The following is a 24,988-nucleotide window of genomic DNA, read 5'->3' as shown; positions in this document are numbered from 1 at the left end:
ATTATTTTAAAAAAAGAGAGACAGCTCAAGGCTTCTCCCCATTCCGAACAAAATGTGTGCTGTATGCCCCTCCAGAAATCTCCAAACAGTTCAGACGTTGACCATAGGCACATCCACCATCCACACCAATCTTATCGCCCAGCGGACTAAACCAGATGTCTTCCGAATCATGTAGATCCATCGTCGAGGTATGACCGAAAATAACCGTTTTGTCAGTGCTAACTACAGGATTCGTATAAAATGGCTCTCTGATCCAGATAAAATCATATGGATCCTGCTGCTTCCAATCCGCTATTAATGGATTAATGCCTGCGTGGACAAAGATATGGTCTTCCGTCTCATGATAAAGTGGCAATGAACTTAGAAAATCCAAATGATGTTTGTATTTCTGTCTAATTTCTTCTTTCAGCAGCATATAATCATGCCAGCCAAAATCCGCTTTAAAAAAGTCAGAATCCGCCTCACAATAGCTCATCAATGTATACAAACCACCGTTGTTTAGCCAATGCGTATCCAGTTTATCATCCTCGCTGGTGAGCGCGTCATAGGCCATTTTATCATGATTGCCCTTTAGAACTGTGACGTCCCATTCCCGCTTTAGGGCCATAACTTGATCCACAATTCCTTTACTATTGAGACCTCTATCCACATAATCCCCCATCAGGATGAGCTTGTCCTCGGATGGCCGATAGTTTATTTTTTTTAATAATGCGTTGAATTCGGAATAGCTTCCGTGAATGTCGCTAATCGCTAATATTCTGATTGTAATTCCTCCTTGCTCTGGTTGCTGCAAGCTAAAACGCCTTCGGCGTCCTTTAAAGGACGGTGAGCGTTTATGCGAGAATTATAAGGATACAGTATATCGTGAAACTTATACTTTCTTATAATTAAAAAAAAGACGTTCCGGGCAGAAGCACCGAAATATCTTTTTTTTTGGAATGGTCGCTATACGGAATCCATAACGAGCGGATCTTCATCGGATTGAGTAAAAAGCTGGCGGCTTCTGACTTCATGCACCGCTTCTTGAAAACGATCACACAGAAAAATCAACTGGTCGATCTCTTTCTTACCCACCTTTTCCGTAACTTCACTTAAAATACCTGAAAAAGTAGCCATCTGGGAATCATAAATCTGCTCCCCTTTATTCGTCAGACCAATATATACAACCCGCCGATCGGTATCGGACGTTGTTCGCACCACGTAACCCTTCTCCTCCAAACTGTTAACCATTTGTGTCGCAGTAGGTCTGCTAATTTGGAGCAAGTCGCTTAATCTAGAAATCATGACTCCCTGCTGCTCTTCGACTTCGTCTGAAAGCTTCTTTCGCTTCATTAAATTGTTTATGACATACATCATCATAAATTCTCTATACGAAATCACTTCCTTTGAGGACGGACGAGAGGTCAAACGTTTAATATTTTCAAAGGCTATAATTAGCTTTTGCTCTTGACTATTTTGAGTATCCATAGGGCACCTCCAATTTAACTCAATCTAATTAGATTACTTACCTATTTCCAAAAAATCAAGTCCAAATCACATTCTGTTTCCATAAAAATTAAATAATTAAACAGTTGTGCTAAATGATGAATTTGTGTATTATACATAAATGATAGTTTGGCTACCTAATTATCAAGACATGAATTCCCAAACTACAATATATAGAAGTTAAAGGAGAGGAACAGCTCTGGAGCATCTTACGCAAAAGAAAAAAGTTACAATTATGATTGCTTTAATGGCGGCTATGTTTTTCGCAGCAATCAACCAGACCATTGTGGGTACTGCAATGCCCCGAATTATTGCGATGTTAGGAGGCATTGAACATTATACTTGGGTAATTACCATCTATATGCTCACCTCTACAATCGCTACCGTACTTGTCGGCAAATTATCCGATATCTATGGAAGAAAACCATTCCTCTTAGCGGGGATCGTTATTTTTATTATAGGCGCTTTCCTGTCCGGATTGTCGACAAATATTTTCCAAATGATCACTTATCGCGGGATTCAAGGTCTTGGCGGCGGGATTCTAATGTCGGCTACCGTAACCGCTGTAGGTGATTTGTTCGCTCCTAGAGAGAGAGCCAAGTGGACTGGAATTATGATGGCCATATTTGGATTCTCTAGTGTAATTGGTCCTACCCTTGGGGGCTTCATGGTGGATCACATGGCTTGGAAATGGATCTTCTGGATCTTCTTGCCTTTCGGTATCGTGGCTTTCTTTATGATTTGGAAAATGTTCCCTAAAACTGCACACTCCCCTTCAGAATCCATTGACTACTTAGGCTCTATTTTCCTTTCCCTTACCATTGTTGCACTCTTGCTCGGCTTTTCATGGGCGGGTACAAAATATGAATGGGGTTCCCCAGAGATTCTCAGCTTGTTCGGGGCATCTATTCTCGGAGTTATTATTTTAATTCTGATTGAACGAAAAGCTAAAAGTCCAGTATTGCCATTATCCTTATTTAAGAATTCCATCGTAACCATCTCCATGGTTGTCGGCTTCCTGATGAATGCTGGTATGATGGGCGCAATGATCTATCTGCCATTCTTTGTCCAAGGTGTAGAAGGTGTCTCCCCGACCAACTCCGGATTCATTAATATGCCGATGTCATTAGCAATGATTGTACTTAGTACGCTTGTGGGAAGATGGATCTCCAAATCAGGTAAATACAAGCGTTATGCCCTGATGGGTATGCCATTTATGGTTGTAGCCATGATCATAATGGCCTTTATGAGCAACATTGCGATGGCCGTAGTCAGCATGATTGTCTTCGGGATTGGTTTAGGACTATCGATGCCTGTATTTACCTTAACCGTGCAAAATGCTGTAGCTCCCTCCATGCTAGGAGTTGCTACTGCTACAAATACTTTGTTCCGTAATTTAGGTGGAACCATCGGTATCGCTATTATGGGTACCATCATGAACACTTCATTAACGAATAAACTAGAGGCAGCAGTGTCCTCTGGCAAGGGTCCAGATTTAACCAAACTTGACCCTGAATCCGCTAAACAACTTTCCGCATTTATGAATCCGCAAATGCTGCTAGATCAGCCTAAGCTGAAGGAACTGCACACAACGCTGCCAGAGCAAATCCAGCCGCTCTTCAATCAATTGATTGAGATGCTGCGGAACGCACTAAGCGATTCTCTGACGGTTGTATTCTTAAGCGGCACGGCACTGTTAGTCATTGCAGCATTGCTTGTCCTGTTCCTTAAAGAGATTCCGTTACGAAGTGGTGAGAAAAAAACAGAGGTAACTGCAGAGGGAAAAAGCGAAGGCAAAAACCTTGAAAAGTCAGTACCTGCTGCACATTAATCACAAATAAATATACATTAGAGATGTCCGTAAACAGCTTTGGCTGTGCGGCATCTCTTTTTTATGTGAAGGAGATTAGGATTCGGTTGGTTGATCGTTCAATTCTTCGAAATAATCGTAGACTTCGTTTAACAGCTCCATTAACGAATCTGTCTTTTCTCTACCCATATAATCAATCATGCCTTTAAAGGTATTTCGGGATTTCGTCACAGCCATTTCGGCCAAATGCTCTCCTTTTTCCGTAAGCGTGATCTCACTGATTCGGCGATCCTGGGCATCGGCAGAACGCACTACATATCCCTGTGCAATCAGACTATTGACCATCTGTGTAACCGTAGGAGAAGTGACTTTAAGAAACTTGCTGATATCGGATACTGTCTGGCCCTTCTTCCCTTCCCGTTCCTTGCCGAGCTTTAAAGAAACCAACATCCGAACCTCACTTGGCTTCAATCCCCAGACTGTAGTTTTACGCCAATTCATCCTGGCAAATTGCTGGAAAGCTTCCATTAGTCCATCAACATTCTGATATTTATCTTCGTTCATCAGTACACCCCATAAGATCCATTTAACACTAAGTATAGCCTAATCGGGCTTAAAAAAGAATTGATAGATGTCAGATATCCATTTTCAAATCATTACTATCGAGATGTATAATGGGATCAGAAGAAAGGGCTTGGTCGTCCTTTACTGACGATAAATGATACATTGTTATATATAAAATACTGGCAATTCACGCCTATTCGAAAGAGGTTATCTATCATGTCCTTTTCTTATTCTACATATGACGCTCTAGGGCTTGCTTCGCTTGTCAAAGCACGTGAAGTCTCCCCTCGTGAGCTTGTCGAAGCCGCTTTCGCTCGGCTCGATGAAGTTAATCCAGTTCTTAATGCGGTCGTACGTACTCGTAGAGAAGCTGCTCTTAAGGAAGCTGACGATATGCCTGTTCATGATAGCACTCGCCCGTTTGCCGGCGTTCCTTTTCTGCTCAAGGATATCTCCCAAGCTATCGCTGGAGAACCTCTTACTTCGGGTGCCTTGCTTATGAAAGACAATATTGCCAGACGTGACTCGAACTACGTAGCACGAATCAGAAACGGCGGATTCATTCCGCTTGGACATACGAATACACCAGAATTCGGCCTCAAAAACATTACCGAGAACGTCCTTCATGGCCCGGCACGTAATCCGTGGAATCCCGAATATTCCCCCGGCGGTTCAAGTGGTGGTGCAGCTGCAGCTGTAGCTTCTGGTATTGTTCCGGCAGCGGGTGCTAGTGATGGTGGCGGCTCGATCCGTATCCCTGCCTCGTTCACCGGCTTGTTCGGACTGAAGCCCACCCGTGGACGTACTCCAGTAGGACCAGGTGTCGGTCGTCAATGGCAAGGCGCTTCTATTGACTTTGCATTGACAAGGTCCGTACGCGATAGTGCTGCCATGCTGGATCTACTACAGGTTGTGCAGCCAGAGGCTGCTTTTCAAACACCACTATATCCGGGCGTCTATTTAGACGATCTATTCAAGCCAGCACAGCGAAAACTGCGCATAGCGTTCACAACAGCTTCTCCAGTAGGCACTTCTGTAACGAATGAAGCAGTCATTGCTGTGCTCAAAACTGTAAAATGGCTCGAAGCTGAGGGGTATGAAGTTGAAGAAAAACTAAGTCCAGTAAATGGTGTTAGGCTGATGGAGAATTACTATACGATGAATACTGGCGAAGTGGCAGCGATGTTCGTATCGCTGGAAAAAATGATGGGACGTTCCATTACTTCCAGTGAAGTCGATATCGTTACTTGGGTCCTTGGGGAAGCCGGAAGAAAAGTCTCTGCAGCAGAATTTGTGCATAGTCTGGATGAATGGGATATTGCAGCCGCACAAATGGCAGGTCTGCTTAACCGCTACGATCTGTATATCACACCAACAAATGCGGATTCAGCTCCTAAGATTGGCCAGTTAACGCATAGCTCTGCTGAAATCGAAAAACTGCTGCATGTACATGAGTTGCCGAAAGAGGAACAAGAGCGAATGATTTACGCTATGTTTAAACCAAGCCTAACCTACACACCGTTCACCCAGCTCGCCAATTTGACGGGTCAGCCAGCTATGAGCGTTCCCGTCCATATGTCGCAAGAGGGTCTACCGTTGGGGGTACAGGTAATGGCTGCTAAAGGCCGGGAAGATTTACTGCTTCAGCTTGCAGCCCATCTTGAACAATCCGAGCTGTGGGTAGGGATGACAGGGAATCCGCTCTTTCCATGATGAAATTCATGAAGTGGTGGCTAAGTCAATTGAGGATCATAGTTCTATTACTTAACTATGTTCGATCCTATTGAGAATATAATGATCGTAGGAAGATCGATAAAGATTTGAATCAAATCAAAATGAGATGGCCAAACAATGACTATGATTGGATCAAAATAGATAATAGTATTAGCGCTAATGTATAGCAGATATATATTAATAAATTAATGATTCTGGTACCTATAACTTGATTATCTAATAATATTTTCGAAAGATAATAGTATAACAATGTATATTTTAATAGATGAATACTTATATTATTATATGAATAGAGATAAAATTGCTAGAAAGAAGCCCGTACTCTTTATTAGTGCAGGCTTCTTTCTGTACTATTTGAAAAACTGCGTGAAATAAAAACATTCAGTCTAATCAAGCAGCTCTTACATGAGGTGCTCACTCTGTTCCTTTCTTTTCATCCTACTTTAAGTTCAGCAGACGGTTTGTCGACTAGGCTAGTAAATAAATTTCATCCCTTCAAATAGAAAACGCGCTGGGCGCAGGTTCTATGGGACTATGTTTTTGTCCTCTTCACGGCATCTAGCAACCGCACTAACTGAAACCAAAGATTGTCTTCGTCCAATTTCCTCCAAAGGGCAGAAAAAATTCGCTTGGCATGATCGACTGATATTCGAGATGCGCGATCGGCTTGAACACGTTCGTCACTTCATCTACAAGGTTTTTGCTATATCATTTCAGGGGTTTCCTTTGCATATGATTTCGATACAAAGAGCTCACACCCCTTGTTGTTATACGTTGTACTGAAGCAGATCTGTACGAATGGCCACTATGAAGCAGCAGGCCGGAGTAGAATTTACTACTCCCCCAGGCGGAATAGTTAACGATGCTGTTAACCTTTATAATGTAAATAACTATATCTCGGCGAGTTTAACTGTTTTACTCAGCAGCTTCCAGTATCGTATTAATCACTTTCACACATAGCAATTAGTATAATCTGATATCAATCACATGCTCGCTGTTAGCTTATCAGCCTAAACAAGCATTCTCTTCGCCTTCCATGTGTTTAAACCATTAAACCCATAACGCGAAACTACCATCGCAATAATCATACTAGATTCTTTTAGGCAATTAAATATATTGATGCGAACGGCTACATATAGTCTAATCCGATGCTACGTACCTCTTGCTTCTCCTAAAGTCGAGCGAGAAATCTAACCAAGGCATCCCCCCATAAAAAAACAGCGGAAGTTAAGGACTTTAATTTCATGTCCAACTCCTACTGTTTATGATTAGAGTACAATAAATCCATTTCCATCAGTTCCTGACTCTCTAGAATCAAAAATCCCGAAAACAAACCGGATGCCATCTATACTCCAAACTATTTTCCACTTCTTAATTCCGAGATTTGCTCTCGAAGATCAGACACCTTATCACGCAGTTCAGTCTCTTTATCCATCATTTTCCGCTGCGTCTCAAATATGGCACGATCTTTATCAATCTCAGCATTTAACTGCTGCTTTTCAATCTCGCGTATAAAGTTCTGTTCCTTCTTTTCAGCCTCACCCTTAATCTGTTGTAACTCTCTCTTCATCTCTTGCATTTCCTCTTGCATTTCCTCTTGAAATTTATCCTTCTTTCTTACGACCCTCTTTCATATCCTGTAGTTTGACTTAAGGGTACTATTTTCCGTCCCACAAACAATCCTGGACTTCAACTTTCCCTGTGGCCTCCGCTGCTATTTGAACCAGCAGGCACTCCTGCAGACGGCAGGTATGGCCACCGGTGAGCGCTGCAACGAGCAGCCCTGCGTTTGCCGTTCGCGGTATCCACATCCGGAAGCCGCCGGCTGCTACCGATCGCTGAGCCGGCACCGTGCCGGGTAGTCCGGGAACTGCGGCAGGCACTCCTGCAGACGGCGGGTATGGCCACCGGTGGGCACTCCTGCAGACGGCGGGTATGGCCACCGGTGGGCACTGTAGTGAGCTGCCAGGCGTTCGCCGGTCCTGGTGCATCCGCCTCCGGAAGAGCGCCGGATGCTGCGGATCAAAAACCCGATAACCTGGTTGTGCTGCAACTTGCAGCAGCAGCATCTGCGGCGGATCCGCGAGCCAGCACTGAGCCAGGGAGCCCGAAAATAACTGCAGGCACTCCTGCAGGCAGGAATGGCCACGGGTGAGCACTGCAGCGAGCAGCCCAGCGTTCGCCGACCACCCAGAGATTGACCTATATTGGAATCCCTCAAGCATAAAAAAGGAACCCGCGCTGGTATCAGCGTGAATTCCCCCTCACCTGTAAGATTGTTATTTAGCAACTGCAATCTTCATTTCCAAGTCCTTGTAATAGGTCTTGATCCATTTTTTTCCTGAGTCTTTCAGAATGTCTCCTTTAGCGTCTATGGTGTACGTAAATGGCCTAATTGTGATGGTTTTCGGCACTGCTTTGAAGGAGGCTGCATAGAACAGGTCTTCTTTAATGTTTGCTGTGATCGGTCGCTTGATGTCGATGTCGCTGACGGTTGCCTGAATTAGATTTCCTTTCTCATCGGCAATGTCATACAACATCTTGCTTGAACGCCCTTTGGATTTGGCTGCTCCAGGAACTTTCCCGCTGCTGTGCAGCTTGAGTTCCATCATTAACGGCGTCATCTGGAAATAGTCCACGGTATAGCTAAAATCCCCGCTTTTTTGAGTTGTACCCGGCTGCAAGGTTGCAAGACTATTCAGCTTTTTCACCGGGACGGTAAAGGTAAATGGCTCCTTGACGCTCTTGGTGTACACCTCTATCGTCATTTTGAATTCATCCGCGAGCTGCGGTTTGCCATCTTTGGGGATGTTGAAAGAGAGCAAAGCTGCCCTTTCATCTTCCGGCATAGACGTCACATAGGGAAGATATAACATCCTTTTCCCATTAACAGACAAAACCGGGATCTGCGCGATATCAATAATGATCCCCTTACCCACAGTGCCTCCCTCCTGCCGGAATGCCATGTCAAGACGGTTCCCGTCAAACATTACTTTGGATATACTGAGCGTTACGCCCTCGTGGGTAATCGCTAGATTGGAACTGGCAGATTGCCCGGAGGTCTCGGCACTAACGGTTGAAGGGAACCCGCTGCCTGTGACTGCCATTACCAACGTTACTGCCAATGCTGCTCCAGCGAATTTTTTTCTCAATTCAGGTTTCATAGAATTCAATGGATTAGCTCCTGTCCTATTTTTTATGAAAAGAAAAAGGGAGCTATCCCCAGGTCATTATTGATGACCTGCGGGACTGTCCCCTTCTCTAATGGATTAAGGCTTAACAGGAATGGTCAATTCCAGATCTTTCAGATATGTTTTCTCACCCACACTGTTCTTTCCTTGGCCGACAACGCTCCAATCCTTGTTGTTCACAGTAAGAGTAAATGGCTTGATTGTAATCGTTTTAGGTGTGCCAGCAAAAGGAGAAAACAGTTGATCAATCTGATATTCAGTCTTGGGTTCGCTGTTGAAATACTCGAATCTGCTCGGATTCACGACATTTCCTTGGTCGTCTACAAGCTCGTAATAGACCATACTGGCGCTGTAATCACCGGTTTGCCCCGGAGATTGTGGTACTTGGCCCTTACTATCCAGAACGAAACGGGTGGACACCGGCGAAATATCCAGTTGCTTAACGGTATAACTGAACTGTCCGTCAGATTTGGAGGCCTCTGGTTTCACAACAATCGATTTATTCTCCACGTTCACAGGAATCTTGAATTCAAAAGCTTCTTTCACCTGTGTGACATTCGCCTGAATGGTCAGCTCGAATTGGTCAGGCAAATTTAGACCCTTAGTCACTTCAACTACATAAGCATTCTTCTGCCTAGGCGAGTCGCCAAAGCTGCCTCCGCCATATTCAATGGCTTGTCCGTTAGCGAGGATCGTTGGCATTTTAATATAACCTTTAAGCTGATCCTTTTCCTCAACATCTTTTTCAAAAAGGTATGGAGAGCCTGTATTCGGCAAATCTACGCCTTCACGTTCCAAAACGAAGGACAACCGGGTACCATCATAAAGTAAATTAGCTACCTTCAGCGTGATTCCTTCATGGGTTACACTCAGGTTAGGTTCTGTTACGATTCCTTGTTTAATGGCAGTATCCAAAGCTTCGTTGCTGGTTCCCTCAAAGAGAATTCCAACAATAGGAATTTGCTTTAACGTTGAAGCCATTGCCGGTGATACAAATCCCGTACCCACCACACCTGCACCTAGGATGGCTGCTGCTGCGGCCACTACTGCTGTTCTTTTCATTAAATTAGGTTTGGATGATGTTCTTTTCAATTCACTCGCTCCAATCGTATTCATAATTTGATAACTCATACTTTTCTTTGGTAAAGACGATTCACGAATCATTTGTTCGATGGCATTCATTTCAGCGAATTCCGTTTGTTCCGGCGAATGTCCCATGTGCTATCTCTCCTTTTCGGCTTTTACATTCCATCAGTTTGCGGCGCAATCGTTCATATTTTTTCCGTATGGTTGCGGACTTGAGGCCCATGATTTCGCCTATTTCCTCAAAGGTGTACTGCTCTACTGCCTTAAGGAGTAAAATATGACGCTCTTCAGTTGTGAGAAAAGTCAAAAGCTCATAAACCTCTGACTCATGACGGGAGATTTGCAGCACAGGCTGCTGCTCTTTATAATGATCGATCAGCTTAAGCCAGCGGCTCTGTCTCTTCTTCAAATTGATTAGATGATGGTATGCCATCTTATACAGCCAGGCTGAGAAGGATACTTGCCTGCTGTACTGGTGAAGATTTTGATAGGCGCGAATAAAGATCTCCTGTACGGCATCTTCCGTCTCCGCATGATTTTTCAGGATATAATAGCAGTAGGTATACATTTGCCGTTCAAACTGGATGATGATCGCACTGTATGCCTCTTTGTCTCCTGCTCTGACCTGTTCTACAACCGCTTCAATAGCATTCCATTTTCCTTCCTCTTCCCCGGGGATGGTTGGCTGCAAGAGCTCACCTCCTTTCTTGTTTACCTATATAACAATCTCGTAATGCTATTTTGTGACACTATTTTTTAATATGCAGTTAGATTAGGGACTACAAACGCAGTGAGATTAATTACATATACGAACAAAATCACCCTAACGGGTGAATAACTTTTTAGCCAGCGGTTATTTGTCCGCTGGCTAGAAAGTTATTCACCAAGGTTCCGTTACAGAGACAAACTCTGGGGATTCTCCAGACTCCAGGTCGTAGGCACACTCTCCCACTATAAATTCAGGGACAGGATCTACCGTCCCACATTCTACGCAAACATAATCGATCCATACCTCTGGTTCTTCCTCCCACGGCTCAACATCCGGTGATTGCAGCATGGACAGAGCATCGGGTCTCGCCCATAGCTCTCCAGCATCCGCTGACGGTAGTTCTTCTTCTTTCGTTCTTTCACAGGAAAGGTCATCTCGATTTGTTTATGGATCATGTACCACCACAGATTAAACACCTTCTGTGACTCTTTGTTTTTCCCCCGGCTGTATAGACTATAGCGACCCACCATCCGAAAATGCTTCGGTGGAATGTGCTGCACGAGATCGTAGATAAACTTCATCACCGGCGACACCACATCCACCCGTTTCCCCGTTCGGTGATCTTCGTACCAGTAATGCACCTTGTGGTGGTCGTAGCTGACCACCCGGTACTCTGCAATCGCCGGTCGCGCTAAATAACCCCCTATGTATTTCGCTGCTCCTCGGGCATCCTTCATCCGCTGCTCTGCATTCACATAGAAACCCTGCCGAGAAGTCACTAGAAGTAAATGCTTTCAAATCGTCAGTTGTTCCTTCTTCAATAGTGCCCGAAGCTTTTCCATTAAAAATGGCAAACTCCTTAGTATCTTGGTTAGTATACAATGGATCTACTATTTTATTTATTCGCATTTGAACAAAATCTTTTAATAAATCACTGTTAGCGTAATCTACGATCATTTTTCGGAATTTTAAAATATGATAATTATTTAATTTCGTTGTAAACATAGCTTTCTGATCTAAATGCATTGGGTAAGTGCTCCAACTATTAATGCAACAAAGCTCACGCTACTCCTGTTCCCGCCCGCAAATCCCATAAAAGAAGAGATGGATGGCTTCCTCCAGGAAGGCATCTATGTCTTCTTGTTTGCTGGCTTCATCTAGCATTTCTCCCGAACTTCGCATGTACATTCCCATAAATGAAAGAATCCCTTTGGTGGATACTTTATTTGAAATTTCTCCTCGTGCTTTGCCATCCTCCACCATCTTAACCATCAATGGTAAAACGTCGTTTGTATACCGTTCTTCAAGATAATGAAACATGTCCTGATCCTCAATCATAAGCTCCTTCACAGTCGTGGGAGACAATGAACTGTAGGTTTCTCTCTCCATCGTCATAATGTATTCAATAATCTCTTTTAGAGAATGCTCTCCATGAATGTAATCTTCAAATTCGCGAATCGCCTTCTCTATAAAATCCTTAAAGGACTCACCAAGCAGCGCTTCCTTGCTGCCAAAATAATTATAAATCGTCACCTGTGAGACACCTGCTTCTTTCGCAATGTCTGAGATCCGGAGACGTTTGGGCTCACAGCTCTTGAGCATTTCCATCGTAGTCTTCATAATTTTGAGTTTTATTTGAGCGGCTCTTTTCTCAAATCCATTCATGCTATTCACCCTTAACTTCATTATATAGTGCGCTTATTTAAATTTAATGAAATATTTATTATCAATTATTTCATAATTCCATTGACTTCACTATTCACTAGGAATAATATAACATATGAAATATCCAATTAATAATAGTTCATTATTTTGCAGCGGGGGTGGCGGCATGCTTGTAGTTGAAGGCTTAACCAAACGATTTTCGAATGGCAAGGGAATCGAAGATGTTACGTTTACCGTAAATAAAGGTGAGGTGTTTGGGTTTCTGGGGCCTAATGGCGCGGGTAAATCTACGACCATAAGACATATCATGGGATTTATGAAGCCGGACAAAGGTAATGCGAGCATCCATGGACTTGATGTATGGAAAGCACAGGGTACAGTCCAGAAGCATATCGGCTATCTACCCGGTGAAATCAACTTTTTTGACGGGATGACAGGCATTTCTTTCCTTAAATTTATGTCTGGCATGCAAGGGATGAAGAACACTACTAAACGTGACCGCCTCATTGAACGACTGCAATTTGATACCTCAACTCCGATCCGCAAAATGTCAAAGGGAATGAAGCAAAAAGTCGGTATTGTCGCAGCTTTCATGCACAATCCTGAAGTTATTATTCTGGATGAACCCACCTCGGGACTCGACCCGCTTATGCAAAAGGTATTTATAGATCTCGTATTGGAGGAAAAAGCAGCCGGAACCACCTTTCTAATGTCCTCTCACAGCTTTCAAGAAATTGAGCGCACCTGTGACCGAGCTGCAATCATTAAAGACGGACACATTGTCACTATAAAAAATATCCACGAATTACAATCGATGCAGCGGAAGCTGTTTGAGGTTGTTTTCGCGAGTCGCGAAGATGCAGAACAATTCGCCGCCTCCGGCCTGCAGGTGGAAGCTCGTGAAGGGAATATGGTCCGCATTGCCGTTCAGGGGAATTATGATCGATTCATTCAGGAGACCGGGAAATATAATATCCGCAGTATGGATGTGTTCACGCAGAATCTAGAGGACATTTTCATGGACTACTATGACCGTGAGGGGGCCGTGCAATGAATCTTCCACTCTATAAAGAAATGATGAGGGTGAACCTCAAAGGCATTATGAATTACGCCTTCGGTTCTGCCTTCTATATTCTGTTTATGATCTGGCTATATCCGGGGATCGCCGGAAGCACAAAAGCCATTGATGACCTCATTAAAGCTATGCCGGAAGGTGTAGGTAAAGCCTTTGGATTAAACAGCGGATTTACCAGTGCTGAGGCTTTTATCTCAGGAGAATATTATGGACTTATTCTGGTACTGATTCTATCCATCGTATGTGTACAAATGTCGACGCAGCTCATGGCTCGACTTGTGGATCGTGGCTCTATGGCTTATCTTCTGATAGCACCAACTACGCGGAGAAAAGTAGCTACCACGCAGGCGCTTGTACTCACAACAGCATTACTCCTGATTATTGGCGTAACCACACTCGCCGGATTATTAGGTAAAGCATGGTTCCTCGGCAGTGAATATGAATTTAATAGCGGCCGATTCACTCAGCTGAATAGCGTAGCGTTTTTATTGTTTTTTGCCGTGGGGGGACTCACTTTCCTCGTATCCTCGGTTTGTAATGATGAGAAAAAAGCGCTTGGAATTTCCGGCGCTATCACCTTCGGATTCTTCACTCTGGATCTGCTAGGCAAAATAAGCGATAAACTGGAGGGATTACGTTACATGACCTTGTTCTCCTTCTATCAGCCTGGTAAAATCGTTCAAGGAAACGTGGAGATTATTCAGGTTTCTAGTTGGTTACTGTTGATCGGTATTCTCGCTTTTGCCATAGGGATCGAACTGTTCAGACGACGGGATCTTCCATTATAAGATTAAGGGACGCTCCAATAGCATGTGGCTACTGGAGCGTCCCTCTTTCATATAGAAGAATATAATAAGCTTCTTCACACTAGAGAAGCATTATTTTAAGATTTCGTATCCGGTCTAGGGACACCAAAGTTTGGCGTTCCATCCTCATTCCACTGGATCACTTGCACACGCGCGTGCCGATTAGGATCATATAATGGGTCTCCCACAATTTCCTTATAGCTTCTAGCATGGAACACTAGGATATCCTGTTTGCCATCTTCTGAGACTGTAAAGCTATTATGTCCCGGTCCAAATTGACCGTTTTCTTCAGAAGTTGTAAACACAGGTTCTGGTGTTTTGACCCATGATTTCGGATCCATTAAATCACTATCCTCATCAGCGGTTAATAACCCCATACAGTAGTTATGATCTGTTGCACTTGCCGAGAAAGTCATGAAAATACGTCCATTTCGCTTAAGAACTGCCGCACCCTCATTCACCAGGAAGCCGATTTTTTCCCAATCATATTCAGGCGTGGTGATGCACACCTGCTCTCCTTTTAACGTCCAAGGGTTTTCCATTTCAGAGATATACATATTAGAATTACCAGGGATATCGGGATCCTTTTGTGCCCATACGTAGTATCTAACCCCTCTGTGTTCAAAAGTGGTTGCATCCAGGGCAAAGGATTCCCATTTCGTTTTGATTTGACCCTTTTCCACCCACTCACCTTCTAATGGATTTACGGATGAGTTTTGTATGGCAAACATACGATGATCAAATAAGCCATCTTTCGTATCGGAGGTATGTGCAGCTGCAAAATACACGTACCATTTTCCATCAATATAATGAATCTCAGGCGCCCAAATATTGGCACTCATTAAGCCTGTTTCATGCTTAACCCAAATGGTCTTACCCTCAGCCTCAGCTAATCCCTGAATGGATTCAGAACGACGAAGCTCGATTCTATCAAACTCCGGAACCGAAGCTATGAAATAATAATAACCATCAGTATGTCTATAGATCCATGGATCTGCCCTTTGCTCAATAAGCGGATTTTTCGCATTGAATTCTCTCATGATGACAACTCCTATATCTCTCTTTATTTTTAATTTTATGGGTCACCAAAACACACCCTTCCTTATAAGAAGGCAAGGTGTATTTAAGCTATGTTCATTTGATCTACCCTTTAATACCTGAATTCAAGTTAATAGATTGAACGAAGTATTTTTGAGCAAATATAAATAACAGCAGGGTTGGAACGATCGCCAAGATTGCCGACCCCATTAATTGCCCGATCATACGATAGTTTCCGTAGATATCTTGTAACAAGAGCAACCCAGCTGTGACTGGCATTTTGTCTACATCTGTGTACACGATAACCGGCCAGAGGAAGTCATTCCAAGATCCCGTAAAGGAGAACAATCCGCAAACAATCAGAATCGGCTTAACTAACGGCAATATAATTTGCGCGAAAATTCTAAAGTCACTTGCACCATCAACTTTTGCAGACTCATCTAGTTCTTTTGGGATACCGTTCATAAACTGTCTGACCAAGAAGATATTCCCCATACCCGCAAGACCGGGAATGATCATTGCCCAAGAAGTGTTTACCCAGCCCAAGGAATCGATAATTTTATAAGAAGGAATTAAGTTAACTACACCCGGGAAAAAGGAGATCCCTAGCAAAGTAAAGAACAGTGTGTCTCTTCCTTTAAAGTTAATACGGGTATACCCAAAGCCTGTAATCGAAATCACAATAACCACCAGGATTGTGTGGGTTGTAGCAATAAACAATGAATTGCCTAGCCAACGTAGAATTGGGGCTGTAGAAGTATTGTTCAGAATCGTAACATAGTTCTCAAAGACCCATGTTTCAGGAAATAGTCTAAAGCCTGAAGAAACCACTTCCGTTTGTGATCTAAAAGACGTGGAAATCCCGAATATTACTGGAATAATCCAAATCACACAAAGGATAAGCAAAAAAGCATATGATACATATTTTGAAATGCTAACATTGGATGATCCTTTTACTTTGCCTGTTCTATTTACAACTGGACGATTATCTAGGCCATTTACCGCCTGATTTGACATTATAGTACACCTACCTTTTCCATTTCCTTGTTAATCAATTAGTTCTCAAGAACCTTATGTGGCATTTCGGTTCATTACATAATATTGCAGCGCTGAGATCACCAAGATTACTAATCCCAATAACACTGCCATCGCCGATGCCATCCCTGCAATGGATTCACCGTTTCCGAAAGCTAATTGACGAATATACATCATGAGTACGTGTGTACTTTGTCGAGGCCCGCCATCAGTCATCATTAACGGTTGGCCGAATACATTGAAGGCTCCGGCAGTTGTCATAACAAAGGTATAGATTAATGGAAAACGAATAGATGGCAAGGTGATACTTGTGAATCTTTTAATTGAACCCGCACCATCGAGCTCGGCTGATTCATATAATTCTTGCGCAACGCCACTTAAAGAAGCACGATAAATAATCATGTTGCCCCCAATACCGCCCCATAGAGTGATTACAATGATGATAATCCACGCATACGGCTGATTTGCAGGCCAAGCAATTTGTGATCCGAATAGATTACCAGTAATCCCTAATTGCTTATTAAAGATCAAAAGCCAGATTAGTGCAGCCGCAGAAATCGAAATCAAGCCCGGAATATAGAGAATAGATTGAATTAAGCTCTTCATTTTAACTTTTTTATGTTCTAGTGCAACAGCAACCATTAATGGGATAACTATTAATAATGGAACAGAGAGACCCACAAAGATCAAAGTATTTTTTAGACCTCTGAAAAATTGAGTATGAAACGTTGATTTGCCATCAAATAGAATGGCCTTATAGTTATCAAAGCCCACCCATACCGGGTCACTCATTAAATTCCACTTTGTAAATGAAGCATAAATCCCATAAATCGTTGGCAATAAAATGAAGACAGCAAACAAAATGACGTGCGGACCTACAAAGAAGGCAGGTGCCCAGTTTATTTTCTTTTTCATAGGATTTCATTTCTCCTTTTGCACAAAGTAATGCACCACAGTACGGCACATTACTTCGTACAATCTATTCTATTTCGCTTTATTTCGCTGCACTGCTGCTTTCTGCGATCTTATCTTCTACAAACTTCTGCATGGTTGCCAAGGTCTCATCTAGATCAACGTTACCGCGAACGATATCTGCGCAATAAGTATCTACTGCTTCTGCAATGTATGGGTAGTACTCATATGTGTAAATGTAAAGGGATTCAATTTCTTTTTCATTAGAAGTAAAGAAGGATTGCATGTAGTTTTGGTATTCCGGACTTTGGTTAACTACGTTACTTGCGACGTTTTGACCAGCTTTTGCCCATTCCATTGAGTTTGTACGCACATATTCTAAGAAGTTAGCAATCCCTACTTCTTTTTCATCTGTTCTCTTATCGTTCTTAAGCATAGCGAACAAGTGAGAAGAAGATCTATTCGTGAATTTATCAGCGGTTGGAGAATAAATGTTAGTCACACCAAAGTTCAAACCTTCAACTCCAGCATGTGCGGTAGAACTCCAAGTTCCGTCTGTGGAGAAGAGTACGTTTTGGGATTGGAACATCAAGTAACCGTCTTCACCAAATGGAGTCATCAAACCAGCATCAGCAATTTTCTTAACGTCTTCAAAGGCTTGTTTAAATACTGGGGAGTTAACAGCCGGTTTGCCGTCCACCTGAATATCTCCGCCCAAGTTTTGAATTTGAGCCAGGATAACCCATCCGAGCAAAGCATCATTAACTACATAGTCACCTTCATCCAATTTACCTTGTAAGGAAAGCATTTCATCAATCGTAACAACGTTATCATCCAAGAAAGATTCAGCATTATATTTCTTGAGCAAATCTTTATTGTAATACATTACGTTACTGTGGATATCAAGAGGTACTGTGTATTGTGTTCCGTCGATGTTACCAGTGTTCCAAGCTTGTGGTAAGTAATTTTCAGCTTTTAGTTCAGGTTGTGCCGGCAATACAGTATCTTGCATGGGTTCTAAGACACCTTGCTTAACAAACCCAGGAACACGGTCAGCATGGATAATTGCTAAATCAGGAACACCTTTGCTGGAAGCCAAAACGGTAGAAATTTTCGTGTACATATCAGCTGTAATAACGTGCTTCACTTTAATCTCTGGATTCGTTGCATTGTAGTCTTTAACGATTTGATCCATATAAGCACCATCATCACCAGTCAGCGGTGTCCAGAACGTAATCGTCTTACTATCATCTTTACCACCACATCCTGCTAACACTGTCGTTAACATTAGAACCGTTGCTAATACTACTCCAAATTTCTTTTTCATTACTCTCTCCCCCTGCAGCTGTAATGTTAAGATAATCATTCACATTAACTTTGTTGGAAACGATTAACTTAAACTTAGTATACAGTCGCTTTGAAAGCGTAGTCAATAACTTTTAAATAAACTTAATAGATTTTTTTAAAACTTAGTTAACCTTTTAGTTCATTAAGACGAGATGAAAGCGATATATTATTTACTTCAGTTACCTTTCGTGTTACTTTATATAGAGATTAATAAACTTTACAGTATATGAAATTACTTTGAAAGAAGTGGATAAAATGCAATTGGAAATAGACAAGTCCTCTCTCGTTGTTTATGAAGCCTTGGCAAGTGAAGTACGAATAAAAATCATTCAGTTACTCTCCAAAAACAAGATGAACATCAAAGATTTGGCAGAAGAACTTAAAATAAGCAGTCCCATCGTAACAAAACACATTAAAAAGTTAGAAGATGCAGGAATCATAAAAACAGAAAAAGTTCCTGGTAAATCCGGAATGCAAAAAATCTCAATTCTTAGAGTCGACCATATTGAGATTAACTTTCCTAAAAAAATCTTTCATTCCTTTGCCTCCTATGAGACATCGGTGCCGATTGGTCATTATACGGATTATGATCTGAAGCCTACATGCGGACTTGCCACAGAGAAAGAGTTTATCGGCAGAGTAGACGAACCTAAGTATTTCATGGATTCTAAAAGAGTCGATGCAGAGATTCTATGGTTTACCCAAGGTTATGTTCAATACAACATTGCCAATTTTCTAAAAAAAGATGAAACCTTACAGCAATTTGAAATTAGCTTAGAGCTTTCTTCCGAATTTCCATTTGCCAATGACGTATGGCCTTCAGACATCACCTTTTCATTGAACGGCTTGGAATTAGGTACTTGGACAAGCCCTGGGGATTTTGCTGATGCAAGAGGTAAATTCACACCTGAGTGGTGGCCGCACAATATTAACCAGTATGGATTACTAAAAACGATTAGAATTACTAATCACAATGGAACATACATTGACGGTGACCCCATGTCTTCCGTTTCGATTGAGGATTTAGATACGACCTGTGACCGATGGACTTTCCGGATCGAAGTGAAGGAAGATGCAAAACACGTCGGAGGCGCTACAATTTTCGGAAAAAAATTCGGAAATCATGATCAAGATATCATGTTCAAAATGTATTACCTTTAAAATCTTCTAGTACGCACATGTATCAAGGTTGGTTCTTTCATGGGGGCGAACAACTAATTAGTATTTATTCTTCCATAGCCCCCCTATCTGTACTGTGATATGAACCAGTTATCACTTTCCCCTATCCATCTCTTTATCGCCCACATTTCTCACCTTCTTTCACTTTCCACAACTCCAGTAGTAATCTGCAGTACTTTTCATACGCTATCCAAACCCAACTACCTTTTGTTAATAAAAATATAAATAGATTCATCGTTTCATAAATTTCTATTTGACTATATGCTAATATCATGCTTAAAATGAGAACAACATAAACCGTTTTCCACGATATGGTTTGTATAAACATAAAACAAATCCATTTTGATTTGTGAAAAACGTTTTTTTAGTAGTTCTATTGTAAGCGTTTTACATTTTTCGTACCGCCGCAATCTCTAATCAATAGAATCGGAGGATCATGAATTTGAGGAAAACAACTCGTAAGCTAACCGCTTCACTTCTTGCACTCACGCTGCTAGTACCTGCACCATTCATTTCAGCAGCTTCTGCAAGCGATTCCAAAACAATCCCACCATCCACGCAACAACAGGCTGTCGATTATTCGGGCCACTGGGCACAGAAAGATTTTCAATCCTGGGTGGATAAGGGCTTGATTTCAGGCTATGGAAATGGAATTTACAAACCGAATCAAGAGATCACCCGCGTGGAATGGGTTACATTGATCAATCGGGTCTTTAATTTGCAGGAAAAATCAGAAATTTCCTTCACGGATGTACTGGAGTCAGGTGCTTATTACAGCGATATCCAGAAAGCTTCGGCTGCAGGATATGTATCAGGATATAGCGATGGCACCTTCCGACCAACACAGGTAGTAAGTCGTCAAGAAGCCGCGGTTATGCTGCACAGACTATTCCAGCTCAATTCTTCTGCAAATACCTCTGCACCAAAAGATGTTGAAGATTTACCCTCATGGAGCCAAGAAGCTGTATTATCTTTATTTGGAGAAGGTTATTTGAATGGTTATAGTGACGGCAGCTTTAAAGGTGCAAAAGCCGTAACAAGAGCGGAAGCACTACGCATGATTGAGAAGTTAGCCGGGGAAATCACTTCTAAGAGCGGGAGTTATACGGGGATTACCACTCAGAATATGGTAATTAGTAACCCGGGTGTTGAGTTGAACAACTCCACCATCTCCGGAAACCTGTACCTTACCGAAGGTATTGCAGAAGGTGATATCACGCTGAATAACGTCACTGTTAAAGGAACAATATTCGTATCCGGCGGCGGCGAAAATAGTATCGTACTTAGTAACTCTAATGCAGGTGACATGGTTGTAGATAAGCGTAATGGGAAACTCCGTGTCGTTACTAAAGGAACGAGTGCCGTACCAAGCGTACGTGTACATTCCGGTGTAATGCTTGAGGAAGATACTACTTTGACAGGAGCAGGCTTCGGCCGGGTCGTTATAGAGAATACGCTCCCGAACGATTCAATCATCAGGCTGAGAGGAAACTTTGATTCTGCTGAGGTACGAGCTGTAGGAGTGCCTACACTACATCTAGCCGCAGGCAATATTACTGAAGTTACATTGAACCAATTAGCCAAGCTGCGTGTAGATGCTGGTGCAGCAATCAAGAATCTTATCCTTGGTATAAACGATATGATTACTATCCAAGGCACCGGGAAGGTTAGCTTTGACAGTAAATACAGTAACTTAATCAAATTTGAAACACCTACTCCGACAGCTACGGCAACGTCTGGTTCTGGTAGTTCAGGTTCTGGTGGATCGGACGGCGGCGCTGTTGCTACACCTACTACTACTCCGGTTCCTACAGCTACAGTGACTCCTACTGCTACGCCGGGTCCGTCAGAAATGGCACCAGCACTCACCAATGTTTCTGTACATGATCCTTCGGTGGCTGTAGACAAAGGAACGTATTATGTGTTCGGGTCTCATATCGATGCGGCCAAATCGGATGATCTGCTGAACTGGACTCGTTTCACAAATGGTTATACAACACCGGGCAACGTACTCTTTGGTGATCTTTCCGCGAATCTGACAGAATCCTTTAAATGGGCTGGAGAGAACGATTCTGACAGTAAAGGCGGATTCTCCATATGGGCTCCAGACGTTTTCTGGAATGAGGATTATAAGAATGCGGACGGGACCACTGGCGCTTACATGATGTATTACAGTGCTTCTTCCACTTACATCCGCTCAGCGATTGGCTTTGCCACTTCGCAAAATATTGAAGGTCCTTATACCTACGGAAATACCGTAATTTATTCCGGCTTCACCAAGGAAGAAGATTACGATACTAACAGCAAAATTAATAAAAAATGGACAAATACAAATATTCAAAAGCTTATTGATAACGGAATATTAGAAGATGCCAACCCAGATTGGTTTGACGCAGGCGGTTCATATAAGAACAAAACGTATACAAACGCAATTGATCCGACGTTATTCTACGATAAAGATGGCAAGCTGTGGATGACTTATGGATCATGGTCAGGCGGCATATTTATTCTAGAAATCGATCCAGCTACCGGCGAGCCAAAATATCCGGGTAAAGATGGAACGACCGCTGATGGACGTCTAATCGACCGGTATTTCGGTACCCATATTTCTGGTGGTATGACCAAATCGGGCGAAGGTCCGTATATCGTTTACGACAAGAATACAGGTTACTACTTCTTATACGTAACTTATGGAGGACTTGCGTCCGACGGTGGTTACAATATGCGTCAATTCCGTTCAATGAATCCGGATGGTCCTTATGTGGATGCTGCCGGACAAAGTGCAGTGCTGGCAACGACCAATGATCATTCGGCCATTGGCAACAAAGTTCTTGGTAATTTCATGTTCACGAACGTGAATAGTGATCCAGACTTCCAAGCTTACGGCTATGTTGCATCAGGCCATAATTCAGTCAATTATGATGAAGAGACGGGTAAAATATTCAACTTCTTCCACACTCGCTTCCCGCAGCGTGGTGAAACACATGAGCTTCGTGTGCATCAAATGTTCACCAACGAAGATGGATGGCCGCTCACTTCTCCTCATCGTTACACTGGTGAAACTATCGCAGCTGTTATGCAGGAAGATGTTATTGGAGCTTACCAGTTCGTGAATCACGGGAAAGATACTTCTGCTAAAATTAAATCCACAACAGCTATCGAACTGCGAAGTGATGGAACCATTACAGGGTCCGTAACCGGTTCTTGGGAGCTAAAAGGAGAGTATTACGCCGACCTGCTCATCAATGAAATAGAAAACGGAGCTACTGTACAAAATCTCTACAAAGGTGTATTCGTAAAACAATGGGATTCCACTCGTCAGAGCAATGTTATGACTTTCACAGCCATGTCCAATAAGGGTGTTACCGTCTGGGGCAGCCAAATTGAACTGCTGAGCACAGATCAAATTGTATCCAATGTTAAAGATAGTTTAAGCTTGGGCAACACAAGTAAAGTATACAAAGATCTTACGCTCCCAACTGAGGCCGTAAGAGGAACAGTCATTACGTGGTCGTCTTCCAATGAAGCCGTAGTAGGAAACGATGGTTCAGTTGTTCGTCCTGAAAAAGGACTCGGAAACGCAACGATTGAACTTACTGCTACGATTGCGCTGGGTGAGTCTACTGCAACTAAGACCTTTACTATCATTGTAATGGAACTGACTGGAAATATACTGGAAGACGGTTTGGTGGCAGCGTATGATTTTGAAGGAGATCTTTCAGAGAACGGAGATCGTACTGATAAGGGTACAATTACCGGCAATCGGATTAACAATACTGGTGGGAGCATCACCTATGAGACAGGTGAAGTTGGTCTTGCAGCTAAATTCGACGGTAGCTCCGGTATTCGCCTACCAAATGGTTTGATTAAAGGCAACACCTACACAATAGGCATGTGGCTTAACCCACAAGAACTGACTCAATTCACTACAGCCTTCTTTGGTGCTACAACAGATACGAATTGGATTAGTCTCTTGCCTTATGGAAACGGTGGGGCTACTACCCGGATGTGGTTTGGTAGCCAAACCTTCCACGATGCAGAAGCAGGCATGCAGATTCCAGTTAACCAATGGTCGCATATAGCTTTCACTTACGATGCCGGGACTGTGAAGCTGTATGTGAACGGAGTATTGAAGTACACTGGAAAAGGATTTACGGATGTATTTAACAGTGCAGATGCAGTATTCGCCCTGGGTGTAAACTACTGGGATATCCCATACAAAGGTTTGATTGATAACCTGCGTATCTACGAAAGTGCACTTTCTGCTGAAGCTGTAGACTTGCTGGTAAACGGTGAGCCTGACAGTAATGTTAAAGTAAGTACGATAACCATCGGTGATGCTGAAATGGATGTGGCTGTGGGGAATACCTTTACCCCTCAAGTAAAAGTACTACCTACCAATGCAGGAAATAAGAAACTTACTTGGAGTTCTAGTGATCCTAGCGCCATTTCAGTTGATGCTACAACCGGAACCGTAACAGCGCTAAAGGTAGGTGGCGAAGCAGTGATTACAGCCACTGCGGCTGATGGTAGTGGTGTCTCAGTAGACTATAAGGTAAACGTTACGGATGGAAAAGTAGCCTATTATGCTTTTGATGGAAGCCTTGATGATTCCCTCCAATTGGTCGGTACTGGCCAGGTTACGGGAATAAAAATCGAAGCTCCAACTGTAGGTAACATCACTTACGGTAACGGTATCACTAATCAAGCAGTAGTATTTGACGGTGTTTCCGGAATACGGTTACCTAATGGATTAATTGACAGCAATACCTATACCGTATCTATGTGGTTAAACCCTGAGCAGCTTACTGATGCAACAACAACCTTCTTCGGTGCTGCTTCGATAAACAGCTGGATTAGCTTCGTTCCACAGAACGGCGCAGGTAAAACACTGCTATGGTCTGGCGAGGCATGGTATGATGCTGTTTCCGCTATGAAGATTCCAGAGAATAAATGGACGCATGTAGCATTTACGGTCAACAACGGTACCGTGAAGGTATACCTTGACGGAGTTGAGCAATTCTCCGGTGAGGGCTTCCCGAATGTGTTTAAGAACAAGAATGGTGTGTTCGCTCTTGGCGTAAACTATTGGGACGTACCTTATAAGGGAATGATTGATGAACTGAAGATTTATAGCAGAGCACTCAAATCAGACGAAATACTGACCGAATATAACTCAAATGTAAATTAAGAGAATCATCATTTGGAAAGAGAGCGGAGCCTCAGGCTCCGTTCTTTTTATCTTAATTCACGCGATCAAAGTGAATGAGCGTCCAGAAAATTTCTCACCTTCGTATTGTAAAACAAGCATTTAAATAATATAATCATTAACTATACGTCTTGAACTAAATT

22 protein-coding genes are annotated in these 24,988 nt (G+C 42.7%); 7 read left to right on the top strand and 15 right to left on the bottom strand.

Going from position 1 to position 24,988, the window contains the following annotated elements; all coding sequences use genetic code 11:
- Positions 1–25 precede the first annotated feature (25 nt).
- Positions 26–793 (bottom strand): metallophosphoesterase family protein, encoded by a 768-nt coding sequence (locus tag MKY19_RS07805; protein WP_339801819.1) that lies wholly within the window; start codon positions 791–793, stop codon positions 26–28.
- Between the two features lie 152 nt (positions 794–945).
- A complete protein-coding gene (locus MKY19_RS07800) occupies positions 946–1,467 on the bottom strand; it encodes a MarR family transcriptional regulator (protein WP_052404196.1) in 522 nt (173 codons plus the stop codon).
- Between the two features lie 217 nt (positions 1,468–1,684).
- Here MKY19_RS07800 and MKY19_RS07795 point away from each other — a divergent pair, with 217 nt between their 5' ends.
- Positions 1,685–3,316 (top strand): MDR family MFS transporter, encoded by a 1,632-nt coding sequence (locus tag MKY19_RS07795; protein ID WP_339804223.1) that lies wholly within the window; start codon positions 1,685–1,687, stop codon positions 3,314–3,316.
- A 75-nt stretch (positions 3,317–3,391) separates the two neighbouring features.
- Here MKY19_RS07795 and MKY19_RS07790 read toward each other — a convergent pair whose 3' ends face one another.
- Positions 3,392–3,859 (bottom strand): MarR family transcriptional regulator, encoded by a 468-nt coding sequence (locus tag MKY19_RS07790; RefSeq protein ID WP_042186061.1) that lies wholly within the window; start codon positions 3,857–3,859, stop codon positions 3,392–3,394.
- 216 nt (positions 3,860–4,075) lie between these two features.
- Between MKY19_RS07790 and MKY19_RS07785 the strand changes: the two genes are divergently transcribed.
- On the top strand, positions 4,076–5,572 hold the full coding sequence (locus tag MKY19_RS07785) for an amidase (protein WP_339801814.1): 1,497 nt from the start codon (positions 4,076–4,078) through the stop codon (positions 5,570–5,572).
- Between the two features lie 1,378 nt (positions 5,573–6,950).
- On the opposite strand, the gene MKY19_RS07780 is transcribed toward MKY19_RS07785, so the two are convergent.
- Positions 6,951–7,163: a hypothetical protein gene (locus tag MKY19_RS07780; protein WP_339801811.1), complete on the bottom strand. Its 213-nt coding sequence runs from the start codon at positions 7,161–7,163 to the stop codon at positions 6,951–6,953.
- 88 nt (positions 7,164–7,251) lie between these two features.
- Positions 7,252–7,404 (bottom strand): hypothetical protein, encoded by a 153-nt coding sequence (locus MKY19_RS07775; protein WP_339801808.1) that lies wholly within the window; start codon positions 7,402–7,404, stop codon positions 7,252–7,254.
- Between the two features lie 146 nt (positions 7,405–7,550).
- Here MKY19_RS07775 and MKY19_RS07770 point away from each other — a divergent pair, with 146 nt between their 5' ends.
- Positions 7,551–7,748 carry a hypothetical protein gene (locus MKY19_RS07770; protein WP_339801805.1) on the top strand — a complete coding sequence of 66 codons (198 nt, stop codon included), beginning with the start codon at positions 7,551–7,553 and terminating at the stop codon, positions 7,746–7,748.
- A 124-nt stretch (positions 7,749–7,872) separates the two neighbouring features.
- Here the strand turns inward: MKY19_RS07770 and MKY19_RS07765 are convergent, their stop codons facing one another.
- From MKY19_RS07765 to MKY19_RS07740, 6 genes are all read right to left on the bottom strand, one after another.
- Entirely contained in the window at positions 7,873–8,757 is an 885-nt protein-coding gene (locus MKY19_RS07765; protein WP_231573476.1) for a DUF5643 domain-containing protein, read from the bottom strand.
- Between the two features lie 105 nt (positions 8,758–8,862).
- A complete protein-coding gene (locus MKY19_RS07760; RefSeq protein WP_076284283.1) occupies positions 8,863–10,002 on the bottom strand; it encodes a DUF4179 domain-containing protein in 1,140 nt (379 codons plus the stop codon).
- Positions 9,968–10,561, bottom strand: coding sequence for an RNA polymerase sigma factor (locus MKY19_RS07755; RefSeq protein ID WP_042186048.1), 594 nt, complete (start codon positions 10,559–10,561; stop codon positions 9,968–9,970). Before MKY19_RS07755 ends, MKY19_RS07760 begins: the two co-directional genes overlap by 35 nt.
- A gap of 189 nt (positions 10,562–10,750) precedes the next feature.
- Positions 10,751–10,927 (bottom strand): hypothetical protein, encoded by a 177-nt coding sequence (locus MKY19_RS07750; RefSeq protein WP_339801801.1) that lies wholly within the window; start codon positions 10,925–10,927, stop codon positions 10,751–10,753.
- 165 nt (positions 10,928–11,092) lie between these two features.
- The gene (locus tag MKY19_RS07745) at positions 11,093–11,605 is read right to left on the bottom strand and encodes a hypothetical protein (protein WP_339801798.1); all 513 of its coding nucleotides are present in this window, start codon (positions 11,603–11,605) and stop codon (positions 11,093–11,095) included.
- A 39-nt stretch (positions 11,606–11,644) separates the two neighbouring features.
- Positions 11,645–12,244, bottom strand: coding sequence for a TetR/AcrR family transcriptional regulator (locus MKY19_RS07740; protein ID WP_339801795.1), 600 nt, complete (start codon positions 12,242–12,244; stop codon positions 11,645–11,647).
- Between the two features lie 166 nt (positions 12,245–12,410).
- Between MKY19_RS07740 and MKY19_RS07735 the strand changes: the two genes are divergently transcribed.
- Positions 12,411–13,298 (top strand): ABC transporter ATP-binding protein, encoded by an 888-nt coding sequence (locus MKY19_RS07735; RefSeq protein ID WP_339804220.1) that lies wholly within the window; start codon positions 12,411–12,413, stop codon positions 13,296–13,298.
- Positions 13,295–14,107, top strand: coding sequence for an ABC transporter permease subunit (locus tag MKY19_RS07730; RefSeq protein ID WP_339801792.1), 813 nt, complete (start codon positions 13,295–13,297; stop codon positions 14,105–14,107). Before MKY19_RS07735 ends, MKY19_RS07730 begins: the two co-directional genes overlap by 4 nt.
- Positions 14,108–14,202: 95 nt before the next feature.
- On the opposite strand, the gene MKY19_RS07725 is transcribed toward MKY19_RS07730, so the two are convergent.
- The 4 genes from MKY19_RS07725 to MKY19_RS07710 form a co-directional block, all read right to left on the bottom strand.
- Positions 14,203–15,165 (bottom strand): family 43 glycosylhydrolase, encoded by a 963-nt coding sequence (locus MKY19_RS07725; RefSeq protein WP_339801789.1) that lies wholly within the window; start codon positions 15,163–15,165, stop codon positions 14,203–14,205.
- A gap of 103 nt (positions 15,166–15,268) precedes the next feature.
- Positions 15,269–16,180, bottom strand: coding sequence for a carbohydrate ABC transporter permease (locus tag MKY19_RS07720; protein ID WP_042186041.1), 912 nt, complete (start codon positions 16,178–16,180; stop codon positions 15,269–15,271).
- A 54-nt stretch (positions 16,181–16,234) separates the two neighbouring features.
- Positions 16,235–17,113 carry a sugar ABC transporter permease gene (locus MKY19_RS07715; protein ID WP_042186039.1) on the bottom strand — a complete coding sequence of 293 codons (879 nt, stop codon included), beginning with the start codon at positions 17,111–17,113 and terminating at the stop codon, positions 16,235–16,237.
- 79 nt (positions 17,114–17,192) lie between these two features.
- Positions 17,193–18,437 carry an extracellular solute-binding protein gene (locus MKY19_RS07710; RefSeq protein ID WP_339246106.1) on the bottom strand — a complete coding sequence of 415 codons (1,245 nt, stop codon included), beginning with the start codon at positions 18,435–18,437 and terminating at the stop codon, positions 17,193–17,195.
- A gap of 275 nt (positions 18,438–18,712) precedes the next feature.
- Here MKY19_RS07710 and MKY19_RS07705 point away from each other — a divergent pair, with 275 nt between their 5' ends.
- Both MKY19_RS07705 and MKY19_RS07700 read left to right on the top strand, forming a co-directional pair.
- Complete coding sequence (locus tag MKY19_RS07705; protein ID WP_042186035.1) at positions 18,713–19,618, top strand: ArsR family transcriptional regulator; 906 nt, start codon at positions 18,713–18,715, stop codon at positions 19,616–19,618.
- Positions 19,619–20,078: 460 nt separating this feature from the next.
- A complete protein-coding gene (locus MKY19_RS07700) occupies positions 20,079–24,827 on the top strand; it encodes a LamG-like jellyroll fold domain-containing protein (RefSeq protein WP_339801786.1) in 4,749 nt (1,582 codons plus the stop codon).
- The last annotated feature ends 161 nt before the right edge of the window (positions 24,828–24,988 follow it).

It is taken from the genome of Paenibacillus sp. FSL R5-0744, assembly GCF_037972555.1.
In the GTDB taxonomy this organism is placed as follows: Bacteria; Bacillota; Bacilli; order Paenibacillales; family Paenibacillaceae; genus Paenibacillus_AQ.
Note: the sequence above shows the minus strand (reverse complement) of the source record. Positions and strands in the feature narration are given on the sequence as shown.

Excerpts from the sequence above, each read along its gene's own strand:
- MKY19_RS07800 (WP_052404196.1), bottom strand. The coding sequence starts at position 1,467 with ATGGATACTCAAAATAGTCAAGAGCAAAAGCTAATTATAGCCTTTGAA.
- MKY19_RS07790 (WP_042186061.1), bottom strand. The coding sequence starts at position 3,859 with ATGAACGAAGATAAATATCAGAATGTTGATGGACTAATGGAAGCTTTC.
- MKY19_RS07785 (WP_339801814.1), top strand. The coding sequence starts at position 4,076 with ATGTCCTTTTCTTATTCTACATATGACGCTCTAGGGCTTGCTTCGCTT.
- MKY19_RS07780 (WP_339801811.1), bottom strand. The coding sequence starts at position 7,163 with ATGAAGAGAGAGTTACAACAGATTAAGGGTGAGGCTGAAAAGAAGGAA.
- MKY19_RS07775 (WP_339801808.1), bottom strand. The coding sequence starts at position 7,404 with ATGTGGATACCGCGAACGGCAAACGCAGGGCTGCTCGTTGCAGCGCTC.
- MKY19_RS07765 (WP_231573476.1), bottom strand. The coding sequence starts at position 8,757 with ATGAAACCTGAATTGAGAAAAAAATTCGCTGGAGCAGCATTGGCAGTA.
- MKY19_RS07760 (WP_076284283.1), bottom strand. The coding sequence starts at position 10,002 with ATGGGACATTCGCCGGAACAAACGGAATTCGCTGAAATGAATGCCATC.
- MKY19_RS07750 (WP_339801801.1), bottom strand. The coding sequence starts at position 10,927 with ATGCTGCAATCACCGGATGTTGAGCCGTGGGAGGAAGAACCAGAGGTA.
- MKY19_RS07745 (WP_339801798.1), bottom strand. The coding sequence starts at position 11,605 with ATGCATTTAGATCAGAAAGCTATGTTTACAACGAAATTAAATAATTAT.
- MKY19_RS07740 (WP_339801795.1), bottom strand. The coding sequence starts at position 12,244 with ATGAATGGATTTGAGAAAAGAGCCGCTCAAATAAAACTCAAAATTATG.
- MKY19_RS07735 (WP_339804220.1), top strand. The coding sequence starts at position 12,411 with ATGCTTGTAGTTGAAGGCTTAACCAAACGATTTTCGAATGGCAAGGGA.
- MKY19_RS07730 (WP_339801792.1), top strand. The coding sequence starts at position 13,295 with ATGAATCTTCCACTCTATAAAGAAATGATGAGGGTGAACCTCAAAGGC.
- MKY19_RS07725 (WP_339801789.1), bottom strand. The coding sequence starts at position 15,165 with ATGAGAGAATTCAATGCGAAAAATCCGCTTATTGAGCAAAGGGCAGAT.
- MKY19_RS07720 (WP_042186041.1), bottom strand. The coding sequence starts at position 16,180 with ATGTCAAATCAGGCGGTAAATGGCCTAGATAATCGTCCAGTTGTAAAT.
- MKY19_RS07715 (WP_042186039.1), bottom strand. The coding sequence starts at position 17,113 with ATGAAAAAGAAAATAAACTGGGCACCTGCCTTCTTTGTAGGTCCGCAC.
- MKY19_RS07710 (WP_339246106.1), bottom strand. The coding sequence starts at position 18,437 with ATGAAAAAGAAATTTGGAGTAGTATTAGCAACGGTTCTAATGTTAACG.
- MKY19_RS07705 (WP_042186035.1), top strand. The coding sequence starts at position 18,713 with ATGCAATTGGAAATAGACAAGTCCTCTCTCGTTGTTTATGAAGCCTTG.